The sequence below is a fragment of the Kribbella sp. NPDC059898 genome (genome assembly GCF_042730855.1).
Classification (GTDB): Bacteria; Actinomycetota; Actinomycetes; order Propionibacteriales; family Kribbellaceae; genus Kribbella.
The window spans coordinates 44,932-59,333 of sequence record NZ_JBHWKR010000020.1; the positions used below are offsets into that span (position 1 = coordinate 44,932).

Annotated in this window: 17 protein-coding genes; 9 read left to right on the top strand and 8 right to left on the bottom strand. The window is 69.8% G+C overall.

Going from position 1 to position 14,402, the window contains the following annotated elements:
• Positions 1-8: 8 nt before the first annotated feature.
• Positions 9-962: a hypothetical protein gene (locus ACFV9C_RS39705; RefSeq protein ID WP_380202264.1), complete on the bottom strand. Its 954-nt coding sequence runs from the start codon at positions 960-962 to the stop codon at positions 9-11.
• Positions 963-1,023: 61 nt separating this feature from the next.
• Between ACFV9C_RS39705 and ACFV9C_RS39710 the strand changes: the two genes are divergently transcribed.
• Positions 1,024-1,989: a helix-turn-helix transcriptional regulator gene (locus ACFV9C_RS39710; protein ID WP_380202266.1), complete on the top strand. Its 966-nt coding sequence runs from the start codon at positions 1,024-1,026 to the stop codon at positions 1,987-1,989.
• Here ACFV9C_RS39710 and ACFV9C_RS39715 read toward each other — a convergent pair.
• Entirely contained in the window at positions 1,980-2,462 is a 483-nt protein-coding gene (locus ACFV9C_RS39715; RefSeq protein ID WP_380202268.1) for a MarR family transcriptional regulator, read from the bottom strand. The two genes, ACFV9C_RS39710 and ACFV9C_RS39715, sit on opposite strands and share 10 nt — an antisense overlap.
• Before the next feature lie 66 nt (positions 2,463-2,528).
• On the opposite strand from ACFV9C_RS39715, the gene ACFV9C_RS39720 reads away from it, so the two are divergent.
• A complete protein-coding gene (locus ACFV9C_RS39720; protein WP_380202270.1) occupies positions 2,529-3,161 on the top strand; it encodes an NAD(P)-dependent oxidoreductase in 633 nt (210 codons plus the stop codon).
• Here ACFV9C_RS39720 and ACFV9C_RS39725 read toward each other — a convergent pair.
• Positions 3,106-3,618, bottom strand: a complete 513-nt coding sequence (locus ACFV9C_RS39725; RefSeq protein ID WP_380202272.1) for a hypothetical protein — start codon at positions 3,616-3,618, stop codon at positions 3,106-3,108. The two genes, ACFV9C_RS39720 and ACFV9C_RS39725, sit on opposite strands and share 56 nt — an antisense overlap.
• A complete protein-coding gene (locus ACFV9C_RS39730) occupies positions 3,615-4,574 on the bottom strand; it encodes a P1 family peptidase (protein ID WP_380202274.1) in 960 nt (319 codons plus the stop codon). The genes ACFV9C_RS39725 and ACFV9C_RS39730 overlap by 4 nt, the downstream gene beginning before the upstream one ends.
• Before the next feature lie 104 nt (positions 4,575-4,678).
• Between ACFV9C_RS39730 and ACFV9C_RS39735 the strand changes: the two genes are divergently transcribed.
• From ACFV9C_RS39735 to ACFV9C_RS39745, 3 genes are read left to right on the top strand one after another with little or no spacing between them, the layout of a single operon-like run.
• Positions 4,679-4,942, top strand: coding sequence for a phosphoribosyl-ATP diphosphatase (locus tag ACFV9C_RS39735; RefSeq protein WP_141853093.1), 264 nt, complete (start codon positions 4,679-4,681; stop codon positions 4,940-4,942).
• Between the two features lie 51 nt (positions 4,943-4,993).
• Complete coding sequence (gene hisG, locus ACFV9C_RS39740) at positions 4,994-5,842, top strand: ATP phosphoribosyltransferase (RefSeq protein ID WP_380202276.1); 849 nt, start codon at positions 4,994-4,996, stop codon at positions 5,840-5,842.
• Position 5,843: 1 nt separating this feature from the next.
• Entirely contained in the window at positions 5,844-6,308 is a 465-nt protein-coding gene (locus tag ACFV9C_RS39745; RefSeq protein WP_380202278.1) for a PH domain-containing protein, read from the top strand.
• On the opposite strand, the gene ACFV9C_RS39750 is transcribed toward ACFV9C_RS39745, so the two are convergent.
• Positions 6,286-7,167, bottom strand: coding sequence for an aldose 1-epimerase family protein (locus tag ACFV9C_RS39750; protein ID WP_380202280.1), 882 nt, complete (start codon positions 7,165-7,167; stop codon positions 6,286-6,288). The genes ACFV9C_RS39745 and ACFV9C_RS39750 overlap by 23 nt on opposite strands.
• A 188-nt stretch (positions 7,168-7,355) precedes the next feature.
• Here ACFV9C_RS39750 and ACFV9C_RS39755 point away from each other — a divergent pair, with 188 nt between their 5' ends.
• Genes ACFV9C_RS39755 through ACFV9C_RS39765 form a run of 3 tightly spaced genes read left to right on the top strand, consistent with a single transcriptional unit; the run spans position 7,356 to position 10,197 of the window.
• Positions 7,356-7,694, top strand: a complete 339-nt coding sequence (locus tag ACFV9C_RS39755) for a YciI family protein (protein ID WP_380202382.1) — start codon at positions 7,356-7,358, stop codon at positions 7,692-7,694.
• The gene (locus tag ACFV9C_RS39760) at positions 7,694-9,361 is read left to right on the top strand and encodes a DUF6596 domain-containing protein (protein ID WP_380202282.1); all 1,668 of its coding nucleotides are present in this window, start codon (positions 7,694-7,696) and stop codon (positions 9,359-9,361) included. Before ACFV9C_RS39755 ends, ACFV9C_RS39760 begins: the two co-directional genes overlap by 1 nt.
• Complete coding sequence (locus tag ACFV9C_RS39765; RefSeq protein WP_380202284.1) at positions 9,358-10,197, top strand: class I SAM-dependent methyltransferase; 840 nt, start codon at positions 9,358-9,360, stop codon at positions 10,195-10,197. The genes ACFV9C_RS39760 and ACFV9C_RS39765 overlap by 4 nt, the downstream gene beginning before the upstream one ends.
• Here the strand turns inward: ACFV9C_RS39765 and ACFV9C_RS39770 are convergent.
• Together ACFV9C_RS39770 and ACFV9C_RS39775 are read right to left on the bottom strand one after the other, a co-directional pair.
• Positions 10,151-10,822, bottom strand: a complete 672-nt coding sequence (locus ACFV9C_RS39770; RefSeq protein ID WP_380202286.1) for a uridine kinase — start codon at positions 10,820-10,822, stop codon at positions 10,151-10,153. The genes ACFV9C_RS39765 and ACFV9C_RS39770 overlap by 47 nt on opposite strands.
• Entirely contained in the window at positions 10,809-11,297 is a 489-nt protein-coding gene (locus ACFV9C_RS39775; protein ID WP_380202288.1) for a hypothetical protein, read from the bottom strand. The genes ACFV9C_RS39770 and ACFV9C_RS39775 overlap by 14 nt, the downstream gene beginning before the upstream one ends.
• Positions 11,298-11,385: 88 nt before the next feature.
• On the opposite strand from ACFV9C_RS39775, the gene ACFV9C_RS39780 reads away from it, so the two are divergent.
• A complete protein-coding gene (locus tag ACFV9C_RS39780) occupies positions 11,386-11,877 on the top strand; it encodes an SseB family protein (RefSeq protein WP_380202290.1) in 492 nt (163 codons plus the stop codon).
• 51 nt (positions 11,878-11,928) lie between these two features.
• On the opposite strand, the gene ACFV9C_RS39785 is transcribed toward ACFV9C_RS39780, so the two are convergent.
• Positions 11,929-14,391: an FtsX-like permease family protein gene (locus ACFV9C_RS39785; protein WP_380202292.1), complete on the bottom strand. Its 2,463-nt coding sequence runs from the start codon at positions 14,389-14,391 to the stop codon at positions 11,929-11,931.
• Positions 14,392-14,402: the final 11 nt, after the last annotated feature.

Here is a 14,402-nt window from a genome sequence, read left to right on the forward strand (position 1 = left end):
GCGCGGGGCTATTCGTCTATGCGGGTGTGTTCCATGTACCAGTTGACGGTCCAGGTGTTTCCGTTGTCGGTGGAGAAGGACTGTTCCCAGGCGGCTTTGTCGGTGCCGGGGGTCCAGAGGAAGCGGACGTCGATCGGCTGGTCGTCCCACACGTCGGGGCCCTCGAAGGTGCCTACTCCGTTGGTGAAGGAGCCGATGACGGGGGTTTCCAACTGCCCGCGGGTGCTGTTGATCCAGTGGATGGACCACTGGCGGGTCGTCGGGTTGAACAACCGGAACGTCGCGCCGCGGAAGCCTTCGCTGGGGAACCAGCCTTCGTCGAAGCTGATGGCGCCGTCGAAGTACGTCGTGGCCTGCATCGTCGCGTCGTGTTCGTACCAGGTGTACGGCTCCCCGAGGACAGGCCGCCGGCGGCGGTTGTGGAAGGACCAGCGGCCGATGAGGAAGTCGAAGTCGTCGGTGACCTTCGGTACGTCGAGCGCCGGCGGCGGAGTGAGGCGCCGGGTGAAGTCCATGGTCCAGTTGGTTTCCCAGGTGTCGCCGCCGTCCTCGGAGTACGCCTGTTCCCAGTGCGCCGTCTCCGCGGTGATGCCGGACCACTCGTAGCTGCACAGGATCGGCCGGCCCTCGTGTGTGTCCTCACCGACCAGCCGGCACCGCGACCCGTCGGCCGACCAACTGCCGTGTACCGGTGGATACAGCTCCATGGTGGTGCTGTTGACCCACCAGATGCTCCACTGCTCGCTCACCGGGTCGAACAGCCGCAGCGACAGCCCGTACGTCCCCTTCGTCGGGAAGCGCATCTCGTCGATGCTGATCTGGCCGTCGAAATACGTCCGCGCGGTCGTGGTTCCGTCGTACTCGAGCCACTCGTCGCACCCGGCGAGGGCCCGTTTCAGTGTGCGGTGGCGTACGTCGAAGTACCCGTTGAGGAAGTCGAAGTCCCCGGTCAGCTTGTCCATGCGTCCAGCGTGCGATCGAAACCTGACAACCTATGGCAGTGATCCGGACTAACCTCGGAGTATGCGTTCGAGCCGGCTGCTGTCGATCCTGCTGTTGCTGCAGACGCGTCGGCAGCTGACGGCGCGGGAGCTTGCTGACGAGCTGGAGGTGTCGCTGCGCACCATCTACCGCGACGTCGAGGCTCTCGCGGCTGCAGGCGTTCCCGTGTACGCCGACCAGGGCCGGGCAGGCGGGTACCGCCTGGTGGAGGGCTATCGCACCCGCCTGACCGGCCTGACCGAACAGGAAGCTGCCGCGCTGTTCTTGGTCGGTATGCCCGGTGCTGCCGCAGCACTCGGGCTGACGGCCGAAACGAGCGCAGCCGAGCTGAAACTGCTCGCAGCGCTCGCCCCGGACCAGCGGGACCGGGCTGGTCGTTTGAAGAACCGCTTCCACCTGGACCTACCTGCTTGGTACCAGGACGCCGAGAACTCACCGCAGCTCGCAGCAGTCGCCGACGCCGTACTGCACGACCGCCGTGTCCGCGTGCTGTACCGCAGGTGGGAAGAACCCCGCGAGGTCGAGCGCCTGCTCGAGCCGTACGGCCTAGTGCTCAAGAACGGCAGTTGGTACGTCGTAGCCGCAACAGCCGGCGGACTACGCACGTACCGCGTCTCCAACATCCTTGAGCTCACACCGACCGACGAGCAGTTCGAACGCGCCGACGGCTTCAACCTGACGCAGTACTGGCAGGAACACCTAGAGGGCTTCGACCGGACACGCTTTACCGCGCAGGCGGTCCTCAAGGTGTCAGCCAGGCTGGCCGGGAGGATGTACGACATCTCGTACCCAGCACTCGTCAAGGCGGTCGCGGCCGCCGTACCGGAGCCGGACGGGAGCGTTGTGGTGACGGTCCCGATCGAGTCGGTCCAGAACGCCGCAGCCACGCTCAGCCGCTTCGGTGACGCCCTAGAGGTGCTGGAGCCGCAGGAGCTTCGGGCTGAGCTAAAAGAGCTCGGCCGGAAGCTCTACGACCTCTACTCCTGACCTAGCTCTCCGTTGGCTCGCTGTCCGGCCTCCGTGCTGCGTTTCAGGAAGTCTGCGATGACCGTGAGCTCGTCCTCGTTGTAGTCCGCCAGTACGTCGTCCATCGCGCCGATCATCGGCTGGTACAGCCGGATCACCTCCGTACTGCGGTCCGGAAGCACCCGGATCGTCACGCTGCGCCGGTCCGCGCGGGCGCGGTCGCGGGCGATCCAGCCGCCGCGTTCGAGCCGGTCGAGGATGCCTGTCAGCGTGGCCGGGTGCAGGCCGGCCTGGCGGGCGAGGGCGCCCGGGGTGAGCGGTCCGCTGCGGGCCAGGACGTCGAGGCAGTCGAGGTCGACGTCCTTGAGCGCCAGCTTGCCGCCGATCTGATGGTTCAGCAGGGCGAGCTGGATCCGCAGGTCGCGGAGCGCGGCCTTGATCTCGTTCCCGGTCCGCCGGCGGTGCCGGACGTCACCTTGTTCTGTCTGTTCCATATATTATGATTTCCGTACTATATGAGTTGCAGATGAGATTACGGTAGCGCACAGGAGGCGGTTTTGATGCGGATCACGGTGTTCGGCGCGACGGGCGGGATCGGCGGGCACGTCGTACGGCAGGCGCTCGCGGCGGGGGAGAAGGTGACGGCGGTGGTGCGGACGTCGTCGGCGTTCGAGCTGGAGCATCCGTCGCTGGAGGTGGTCCGGGTGCCCGGGCTGGACGCGGCCGATCCGCTGCGCGAGGCGATCGACGGCAGTACGGCGGTCATCTCCGGCGTCGGCGCCCGCGGGCGGAAGGACGGGCCGGTCGCGTCCCGCAGTACGAAGTCGATCCTCGCGGCGATGGACGCGGTCGGCGTACGGCGGTTCGTCGCGGTCAGCGCGGCACCGCTCGGGCCGACGCCCGGGGACTTCCTCAACAAGCGGGTCGTGTGGCCGATGATCAACGCGTTCGCGGCCGAGGTGTACGCCGATCTGCGGGTGATGGAGGCGGACATCATGGGCAGCGGCGCGGAGTGGACGATCGTGCGGCCGCCGAAGCTCAACAGCAAGCCGTTGACCGGGCACTACCGGACGGAGGTCGGCGGGACTGTCGCCCGTGGGTACCTGATCTCGCGGGCTGATGTTGCCGACCTGATGCTCAAGTCGCTGAGCGACCCGGCGTTGGTGCGTCGGCCGGTGGGCGTCGCGTACTGAGGTCGCGGGACAGGTGGGAACGGCGGAGGCCGTGGGTGAGTAGGTAGCGCAGGTCGGGGGCCGTGTCGTACATGAGCTGGGTGTGGAAGTAGTTCACGTACTCCAGGACGGCTGCTGCGGTGAAGACCAGCCCTGGCACGGTGTTGGCGCCAGGGTGCCGTAGGAGCGACCAGGTGGTGTAAACGAGGCCCGCAGCCAGGAGCAGGACGTTCCAGCGGCGGGCGTGGGCGAACCAGCCTGCGCCGGGTAGGGGGCTGCGGGGGAGTTGGCGGAGCTTGAGGTGCCAGTATGCGGCGCCTTGGAGTAACAGGAAGGCGAAGAGTGCGTAGCCGGTGAGGTTGGCGGCTGTTGCCGGTAGGTCGACCAGTTGGAACCAGAGGACGTACTGCAGGGGGATGTTGAAGAGTTCGAGGGTTGCGAGGGAGCGGAGACGGCGGGTGATCCGGGAGCGGGTCACGAGGGCGGCTGGATTCGGTGGTGGGGGACGGCGTGGGCGGTGTGGTTTTCGAAGCCGGTCGTGGTTCGGGCCATGGTGAGGGAGTTGAGGAGGGCTTCCTCTACTGATTCGGTGATGGCCTGGAACGGGGTGCGGAGGTCGCGGTCGGCGTAGGACGGCGTACGGCTGGTGGTGAAGGCGATCGCATAGTCGCCGGAGCCGGGGGCGTAGTCGGAACCGACGCGGGCCATCGCGAAGATCGCCCGGCGCGCGAGGCGGCCGAGCTGGCGGGAGTCCAGCGGGAGGTCCGTCGCGACCACGATCATGCAGGAGTTGCCATCCGCGTCGATCGGCTCGGCAGGCACCGGCCGCCCGAGCACGGTCAGCACCCCGGAGAAGTTCGCCTGCACCAAGGCACCAACAGTTCCTTCAATCAGAGTTCTGGAGGAGGTGCCGATGCCGGCCTTGAAGCCTAGGGCGGCTGTTCCTGTGCCGGCGCCTTCGCAGCCTTCGAGGGGGAGGGCGGAGGAGGCGGTGTCCAGGGCGGTGTGGACGTGGGTGGGAGTGATGGGGCGGCGGCGGATGTCGGAGAGGTGGCCGTCGTTGGTTTCGCCGACGACGGGGTTGAGGCTGGTGGCCTGTGGATTGCGGTCGAGGAGCCAGGTGACGAAGGCGTCCGCGACGCGGAATGTGCTCAGCGTCCCGGTCAGCAGGATCGGCGTCTCGATGACGCCCAACTCCTCCACCTGCGTCGTTCCGATCAACTTCCCGTACCCGTTGCCAACAGCAACCGCCGCCGGCAGCGTCGCCTCCCAGCCGTCCGGAACGATCGCCGTGACCCCGGTGTTCACGCCGTCGCCGGTGATGGTCGTCTGCCCGACGCGCACCCCAGGTACGTCGGTGATCGCATTCAGCGGACCGGTGGGCAAATCGCCGACAACCACCCCGAGCTCGCGAACTCTCCGAGGACTCTGCATCCGGTTATCGTCACCCACAGGCCGCAGCATCTCACCGGCCGGGGGTCCGCCTGTCGGACCTGGCGACGAGGGTGCTGGTGAGGCCCCGTAGGCTGGGCCGCGCGATGAAGACTTTTGACGAGCTGTTCGCCGAGTTGGGTGAGAAGGCGCGGACGCGGCCGGAGGGTTCCGGGACCGTGGCGGCGCTGGATGCCGGCGTGCACGCGATCGGCAAGAAGCTGGTCGAAGAGGCCGCCGAGTCCTGGATGGCCGCCGAGTACGAGGGCAAGGAGCGGGCCGCCGAGGAGCTGTCGCAGCTGCTGTACCACGCCCAGGTGATGATGCACGCGCTCGGCCTGGACCTCGAGGACGTGTACCGACATCTGTAGGAGCGACCTCCCACAGATCACCGGTTCACACCCCCAGAAAGGGCAGTCGCCATGCTGCGCGTCGCAGTACCGAACAAAGGCTCGCTGAGCGAAGCCGCCATCGGGATCCTCACCGAAGCCGGCTACAAGCAGCGCCGGACCACCAAGGACCTCACCCTGACCGACTCGGCCAACGAGGTCGAGTTCTACTACCTGCGCCCCCGCGACATCGCCGTGTACGTCGGCGAGGGCACCCTCGACGTCGGCATCTCCGGCCGCGACCTGGTGCTCGACTCGCACGCGGACGCGGACGTGATCATGGGCCTCGGGTTCGGCTCGTCGACGTTCCGGTTCGCCGGCCGTCCCGGCGTCGCCGACTCGATCAAGGACCTGGCCGGCAAGCGGATCGCCACCTCGTACGCCGGAGTCCTCCAGGACCACCTCGCCGAGAACGGTGTCGAGGCGTCGGTCGTCCGCCTGGACGGCGCCGTCGAATCGGCCGTCCAGCTGGGTGTCGCGGACGTGATCGCGGACGTCGTCGAGACCGGTACGACGCTGCGCCAGGCCGGGCTCGAGGTGTTCGGCGAGCCGATCCTGCGGTCCGAGGCCGTGCTGATCAAGCGGCACGGCGTGGACACCCCGCCGAACGGCCTGCAGCAGCTGGTCCGCCGGCTCGAAGGCGTCCTGATCGCGCGGAACTACGTGATGATGGACTACGACATCCGCGCCGAGGACGTGGACGCGGCCACCGCGGTCGCGCCCGGGCTGGAGTCGCCGACCGTGTCGCCGCTGCACCGGCAGGGCTGGGTCGCCGTCCGGGTGATGGTCCGGCGGGCCGACGCGCAGCGGCTGATGGACCAGCTGTGGGAGGTCGGTGCGCGCGCGATCCTCACCACCGACATCCACGCGTGCCGGATCTGAGATGGCGTCCCGGGACCGGCTGCTGACGTTCCATCCCCGGATCGTGTGCGGGATGGCGGCCGGCATGGGGCTGTCGCTGATCGCCGTGTTCGGGGTGATCTGGTTCCGGCTGTCGCCGGCGGACCGGGCGACGTTCGACTGGTTCCAGCGGGGCACGCTGCTGGCGTTCTTCGGCGCGGTGCTGTGGATCCTGTACCGGATGTCCACGCTGCGGGTGACGGCGTACCCGGACCGCTTGCGGGTGCGGAACGTGTTCAAGTCGTACACGCTGAAGTGGTCCGAGGTGACCGCGCTGCGGTTCCGGCCGGGGGACGCGTGGCTGCAGCTGTTCGATGCCGACGACAATCGGATCGGGATCCTCGCGGTGCAGGCCGCCGAGGGCGCGCGGGCGACCCGCGCCGCCAAGCAACTGGCGGCGGTCGCCCGCGAACACGGCGCCGGGGCTAGACCGACACCTGGAACGTAGTCGTGTGCGATTCGCCCGGCTGCAGGACGATCAGGTCCCGACCGGTGCGGAACGCGTCCGGCGGGCAGGTCATCGGCTCGACGGCGAGCGCCGTACGGCCGACGGGTTCGCCGGTGAACAGCTGCAGCCACTTGGTGTCGCTGCGCAGGACCGACCGGTTGCCGGTGTCCGGGTCGGTGAGGGTGACCGACCATGTGCCCGGCAGGTCGGTGAACGCGTTGTCGATGACGGTGGCGCCGATGCTGCGGCCGCCGCGGAAGTCGTACGCCGACCCTTCTACCGGAACCGAACCGGTCGGGGTCATCCTTTCCGACAGTTCCAGGCGTTCGGCTGCTTCGAACTCGAGTACGCATTCGTCCAGCTGGCGTCCTACGGTCAGATACGGATGTGCTCCGTAACCGTACGGCGCCGCGGTCCTACCGATGTTGGTAGCACTTGCCGTTACCTGTAGACGGTCTGTCAGGTGGTAGTCGACGCGGAGGTCCAGTTGGTGGGGGTAGCCCGGCTCGCCGTGGAGGCGGTGGGTGACAGTGGCGGTCGACTCGTCCGAGCCGTCGTCCACGCGGTCCCAGTTGGCCCAGCGGGTGAGGCCGTGGATGGCGTTCTTGCGGGCGGGTTCGCTGAGCGGGAGGTGCTGGGTGACGCCGTCGAACGTGTATTCGCCGTCGGTGATCCGGTTCGGCCACGGGAACAGGTGCTGGCCGATCCCGGCATGCGCCAGCTCGTCCTCGCCGTACCCGAGCAGCACCGGGCGGCCGTCGTGGCTGAGCCCGCGCAACCCGCCGCCGACACTCACCACCGTCGCCTCGTACCCGCCGCCACGCAGGACCCACTGTTCGCCTGAAGGTAGAACGCTCATGCCCCTATCCTCACCGATCCGCGGCTAACGACAGGAGGTAGTCCACGGCGGCGTCCCCGCGCCCGCCTGGCGCCGCGGGCGACATCGGCGCCGAACCGACTACCTCCTGTCGTTAGCGTGTCCATTCAGGCCGAGCCCGTTCGTGGTGATGGTGTAGACAGCCACTCAGGAGGTACGACGTGAAATACATGCTGCTGATCAACGCCGGTGAGCTCGACCCGCGGAACGCGCCCGTCGGGTGTGAGCCGGAGGACTGGATGCGGTTCGACCAGGAGATCCAGGACGCGGGCGTGGTGGTCGCGTCCGAGTCGCTGGCCGACCTGGTCACCGCGACCCGGGTCCAGGTCGCGAACGACGGGCAGCGGACCGTGGTGGACGGGCCGTTCGCGGAGACCCGGGAGGTGCTCGGCGGGTTCTACGTCATCGACGTACCGGACCTGGACGTCGCGCTCGACTGGGCCGCGAAGTGCCCGGGGTCGCGGGGCGGCGGCTCGGTCGACGTCCGCCCGGTCGCAGACTTCGGCTGATGGACCAGGTCGAGCACGTCTTCCGGGAGGAGCGCGGCCGGTTGCTGGCCGCGCTCGCCCGGCGGTTCGGCGACCTCGACCTGGCGGAGGAGGTGACGTCCGAGGCGATCGAGGCGGCGCTCACCCGCTGGCCGGTGGACGGCGTACCGCCGAACCCGGGCGGCTGGCTGATGACGACCGCCCGGCGCAAGGCGGTCGACCGGCTCCGGCGCGACCAGGTGTACGCCGCGAAGCTCGCGATCCTGCAGGTCGAGGCGGACCGCCCCGCGCCGCAGCCCGTCGGCGACGAACTGCCGGACGAACGGCTGCAGCTGTTCTTCACCTGCGCGCACCCGGCCCTCGCCCCGGAGGACCGCGGCGCGCTGACGCTCCGCTGCCTGGCCGGGCTGACCACGCCGGAGGTGGCGCGCGCGTTCCTGGTGCCGACAGCGACGATGGCGAAACGGATCGTCCGCGCGAAGAAGAAGATCCGCGAGGCCCGGATCCCGTTCCGGGTCCCCGGTCCGGACGAGCTGCCGGAGCGGCTGCCCGGCGTACTGCGGGTGATCTACTCGGTCTTCACCGAGGGGTACGCTGCCAGCTCCGGGCCGTACCTGCAACGCCTGGATCTCGCCGAGGACGCGATCCGCCTGGCCCGGATCCTGCACCGGTTGCTGCCGTCAGAACGTGAGACCGGCGGTCTGCTCGCGCTGATGCTGCTGATCCACGCCCGCCGCGACGCCCGCAGCGGACCGGACGGCGCGATCGTCCTGCTCGAAGACCAGGACCGCACCCGCTGGGACCAGGACCTGATCGCCGAAGGCCGCGCCCTGGTCGTCGCCGCGCTCACCGGCGGGGCTGCCGGACCGTACGCTGTCCAGGCCGCGATCCACGCCGTGCACGACGAGGCACCCGACTTCGCCGCCACCGACTGGCCGCAGATCGTTCAGCTGTACGACGTACTCCTCGAACTCGAGCCCTCGCCGGTGATCGCGCTCAACCGCGCCGCCGCGATCGCGTTCCGCGACGGCCCCGAGGCCGGGCTCGCGCTCCTCGACGAGCTGGCCGCCGAACCCCGGCTGCGGGACTACCACCCGTACGCCGTCGCCCGGGCCGACCTGCTGCACCGGCTCGGCCGCTTGCCCGAGGCAATCACCGCGTACGGGCAGGCGCTCGCGCTCGCGGGATCCGAACCGGAGCGTGCGCACGCCCGTGACCAGCTCGCCGAGTTGGGGCAGACTGCCGCCATGGAGACCGTTTACGAGGCGGCGGGTGGGTCCGAAGGACTGGTGCGGCTGGCGGCCGCCTGGCACGAGCTGGTGATGGCCGATCCGGTCGTCAGCCACGCGTTCCACGGCGGGGCGAAGCCCGATCACACCGAACGGCTGGCGGCGTACTGGGGCGAGGCCCTCGGCGGGCCGCCGGCGTACACGACGACGTACGAGACCGAGGCGTTCGTCCAGCGGCTGCACTCCGGGAACGGCGAGCACGACGAGATGAACCGGCTCGCGATCGACTGCTTCGACCAGGCGATGACCGACGCCGGTCTGACTGACCCGCGGGTCCGTCAGGTGCTGCACGACTACTTCGCCTGGGCGACGTTCAACACCATGTACCAGCACCGCGGCGAGGACATCCAGGACGGTCAGGCGGTCGTCCAGTGGTCCTGGGACGGGCTGCAGGCGTGACCGACCGGCTCTCCCGGCTGGCCGAGAGCTGGGACCAGGCCGCTGAGGGCTACGAGCAGTACTTCGTCCCGCGGTTCGCGCCGTGGGTCCGGGCCGCCGTCGACACGATCGGGTCGTCGCTGCCGGACGGCCCGGTCCTCGTACCGTGCTGCGGCACCTTCCCCGAGCTCGACCTGCTCGCCCCACGCTTTCCCGGGCGAAAGCTCGTCGGCATAGACCTCTCAGCCGAGATGGTCCGCCGCGCCCGCCAACGCGCGGCAAGCCGCGCGCCGGCGGACGGTGGGGTGGGTGGTCCGGCGGGTGAGGTGGTGGGCGAGGTGGAGGTGGTGCAGGCCGATGCGACCAGGCTCGACCCGGCGTGGGCTGCCGCGGCGGTGGTGTCGGTGTTCGGTCTCCAGCAGTTGCCGGACCCGGCGGCGGGGATCCGGTCGTGGTACGACGTCCTGCGCCCAGGCGGCCGGCTGTGCGTCGTCTACTGGCCGGAGGTCGCGGAGCAGAGCGGCCCGTTCGCGCTGCTCGACGAGATCGTCGGCCGCGGCGACAGCGCCTGGGAGGACGCGCTGATCCCGGCCCTCGACGGCGCGGTGATCGAGCGCGACGAACTCGTCTCGTACCCGATGGTGCACCCGGACGCGGCGGCGTACTTCGACGCCGCCAACCTGCACGGCCCGCTCCGGGCGCGGGCGCTGGAGCGCGGTGACGCGTACATCGCCGACCTGCGCGCGCGGTACCTCGCGGCAGCGCCCGTCGGCGAGTGGACCCACCACCCGCAGGCGCGCCTGATCGCCGTCAGGAAGCAGCAGAGTCGTGGAGAGGCAGCGCCACCGACGTCGTGACCAGTTCGAGCTCCCGGTCGAACGGGATCGACGAGTTGCCGTCGACGATCACGTGCGCCCGGGACCGGGTCGCCTGCTCGGCGAAGTGGTCGCGCTCCCAGCGCATCCACTCCAGCCAGTGGTCGCGGAGCGCCTCGCCGTCGCGTTCGATCCCGCGGTCCAGGCGGACCTGGTTGGACGTCTCGACCCACAGCCGCAGCGACTGCCAGTGCGCGGCGTCCCGGTCGCAGGCGGTGACCCCTTCGACGATCAGCAGGTCGACGGTGTTCGGTACGACGTGCAGCTCGTCGTACGCGCGCTTGTACCAGTCGTACCGGCGGTAACGTCCCTCGCGGCCGTCGGCCAGCCGTTGCAGGACGTGGTCGCGGAGCAGGGCGAATCCACGCTCGGCTCCGGTCCAGCCGTCGTATAGGTCGTCCATGTGGATCACGGAGGTGTTCAGGTCGCGCAGTTTCGCGCGGGCCTCGAGGCGGGCGGCGACGGTGGTCTTGCCGGAGCCTGCCGGTCCGTCGATGCCGATCAGCCGGATCCTGCCCAGGCGCGGGGGGCCGGCCTGAACGTTGTCCAGCAGCGAGTCGATGGTCAGGGGGGAACCGTGGTCAGCGGTTTTCTCAGTTGATTCCATGGCGCTTCAGGATGTCCTCGATCTCGTCGAACTCCGACGATTCCGGCTGCTTCGCCTTCCCCTTTGACGGCTTGGCAGCTTTGGCGGTGGTAGCTGAGGCCGGCGCGGGTCCCGTGCTGGTCAGCTCTCCCGCGGGCGAGGCGGGTTTCTTCTTCTCCGATGCCTTGGGTGTGCGGCCGCGGGCGATGCCGGAGACGACGTACAGCACGACCGAGACGCCGAACAGCGCGACCCCGGCCCAGACGGTCGGCGAGAAGATCAGGTGGGCGGCCCAGCTCACGACCGAGCGTACGACCTCCCAGAGAACCTTCAACAGGCCGGTCATGTACAGGGACACCGGCAGCAGCGACCAGGCCACCCCACGCGTCCCCGCCGCGATCCCGCGCCGCCGCCAGGCGAACCACGAGCCGATCAGTCCGAGCAGCGTCAAGCCCGCACAGAGCGGCAGTAGCGTCGAAGCGTCGTAAGTAGGCACATATCCAGGCTCGCACAGATGGCCCGTGAACCAAGAGGGGAACAGCCCTGACGTACCCCTGAAACAGTGGACAGGGGAGAATGCAGGCGTGCAACCAGAGCGGCGCTTGGCCTTCACCGGGTTCGACAACGACGACGGTACGGCGGATCCGGCGCTGGCGGCCGCGCTGGCCGCGGGGGACGAGGGTGCGATGCTCGCGGCGCTCACCCGGGTCCGGCTGCTGGTGCCGGTGGTGGCGATGCTCGGCGAGGTGGAGTACGACGAGAACGGGCTCGCGCGGGACAAGACCTCCGACATGGCCGTCGTACTGCTCCAGGGGCAGGACGGGCGGAACGCGCTGCTCGCGTTCACCGGCACCGAGAGCCTGGCCCGCTGGGATCCGGCGGCCCGCCCGATGCCGCAGCGCACCGAACTGGTCGCCACCGCGGCGGTCCAGGAGGGCGCGGCCGCGATCGTCCTGGACATCGCCGGCCCGGCCACGGGCGTGATCGAGACCGACGACGTACGGCGCCTGGCCGCCGGCCTCCAGGTGGTACGCCTGGAAGACGGCGGCTACGCGTGGGTCGAACCCGCGGGCTGACCCGCTGTCCGGAAAGAACTTCGCGCCTGGTGACGACTTCTTTCCGCAAACTCAGCCGAGCGGTGAGCTGAGGGCGTCCATCGGCTTGGCGCGCATCGCGATCCGGCCGGTGATCGCGGTCGTCGGCAGCACCAGGAGCAGTACGACGGCCACCCAGGCGAGCAGGATCCACGCCGGCCCGGACGGGAGCGGCCAGCCACGGGTCGCGACCGCGATCGGGAACACCGTGAACGCCGCCGTGACCAGCCCCGCGACCAGCCCGAGCGCCGCGATCAGCAGCCCCTCCAGGCCGAGCATCCGGGACACCTCGCGGCGCGTCGACCCGGTCAGCCGCTGCAGCCCGAACTCGCGGCGCCGGTCCAGCACCGCGACCGCGATCGTGTTGATCGAGGCGATCGCCGTGTACGCGACCGCGATCGCCGCGAGCAGGTAGCCGATCCACGCGTCCACGCCGAGCCCGGTGTCCAGCCCGTCGGCAAGCACGCTCCGGCCGCCGATCGACGTACCGGGCCACTTGGACAGATCGGTCTTGAGGGCGGCCTTCTTGTTATCGGTCTTCAGCAGCAGTTGGCTGGGGAGGCCGGTCGTGGTGTGGGCGGCGAGGAGTTGCGCGGGGAGCAGGAGGGACTCGTAGCCCGACGGTCCCTCGGCCAGCGCGACCACCTTGAGCTTGACCAGCGCGGCGTCGCCGAGCCGTACGCCGAGCTCCGAGCCGACGTCGACCTTGAGCTTCTTCGCCGTACCGGGCGGGATCGCGATCGTGTTGCCCGTCAGGTCGTCGAGAGAGCCCTTCTTCACCTTGCCCTTGTAGACCGGGCCGCTCAGCCCGAGCAGCGGCCAGGCGTCGCTGGTGTGGGACTTGTCGTACGGCTCCTCGATCCAGCCCTTGCTGCGGACCAGTTCGGAAACCTTGGTGACACCCGGGATGGTCTGGGCGGCGGCGGTCAGCGACGCGGGGATGCCGCCGGTGGTGGAGCTGATGACGACGTCGCCGTCCAGGTTCTTGGTGAAGGCGTCGACGGCAGCCTGTTGCTGGGTGGTCTGGGAGTAGATGTTGCCGATGGCAATTGCTGTGGCGATCGTGATCGGGACCAGGATCGCGCCGAACTGGACGGCGCGGACGCGGAGGTTGATGACGGCGAGGGTGCCGCTGGTACCGCGCTTCTCCACCAGGCGGGTGATCCGGGGGAGCAGGGCGCGCCGGATGACGAGCGGGGCGAGTACGGCGACCGCGATCGAGCCGGTCAGACCCGCCGGGCCGCCGATCGCCGCGGCGTTGGCCGGACCCATGAACGGGGTGGAGAGCGCGATCGCGACGGTCCCGCCGGCGAAGACCAGGCCGATCAGCAGCCGGACGCGACCGAGCGCGACGTTCGGTACGGCGGCCTCCGCGAGCGCCTGGATCGGCCGGATCCGGGCGGCCCGGGCGGCGGCGAAACCCACCGTGACGCGCAGTACGGCGAAGGTCAGTACGGCGGCGCCGGCGAACGGGAGCGGGCCCTGGTCGAAGCGCAGCTGCGGCGGGACGATGCCGCCGTCGGCCAGCATCCCGAAGATCCAGGTGCCGGCGATGCGCCCGCACAACAGGCCGAGGACGAGGCCGAGGACGCCGACCACCATGGTCTCGGCGATCACCATCTTCCCGACCTGACGCGGGGTGGCACCGCTGGCGCGGAGCAGCGCGAGTTCGCGGCGGCGCTGGCGCACCGAGAGGCCGATGGTGGCGGACACCACGAGCGCCATCACCACGGCCACCATGCCGCCGAACACGCCGGACATGATGATCAACGGGAGGCTCGTCGCGATTCCCGAGAACTCCGCGACACCTCGCTCGTCCCCGGTGTACGCCTTCACCCCGACGGGGAGGTCGAGCCGCTTCACGAGGTCCCGCACCGACGTACCGTCCGCCGGAAACACCCCGATGGCATCCACGCCGGCCGGTACGTCGGCGTCCGCGAAGAAGATCGCCGGTACGTCGACCTGGTGCTCGGCGTGCGCCGTACCCGCGAGCGTGTACGTCCGCGGCTCACCCGCAACGGTGACCGTCACTCGATCCCCAAGCTTGCTGCCCCCAACCAGCCGCTCGTCCAGTACCACCTGTCCGCTCCGCGGCGCCTGCCCTGCAGTCAGCCGGTACGGCGTGAGCGCAGCAGCCGCCCACCCATGCCCAGCAAGCACGCCTGCGGCGGGGGTGAGCACTGCGGGGAACGAGCGGTCGGGGACTGCCTTCTCCACACCCGGGGTGTTCGTGAGTTTCGTGAGGAGGGTGGGGTCTACGCGGTGGCGTTCCGGGAGGGCGGCTGAGCCGCTGCCGTCCGGTGGGTGGTAGGCCGGGTCGCCGGTGACGACGATGGGGGCCGCGGCGAGGCGCTGGGGTGGGGCGTTCAGGCGGAGACCGGTTTCGAGGAGTCCTCCGGCGGCGCTGAGCAGGGCCCCGCCGAGCAGGACCGCGACGAAGATCGCGAGGAACGCGGCGGTCCGGTACCGCAGGGTGGTGACGGCGAGGCGGAACATGATCCGGGTCT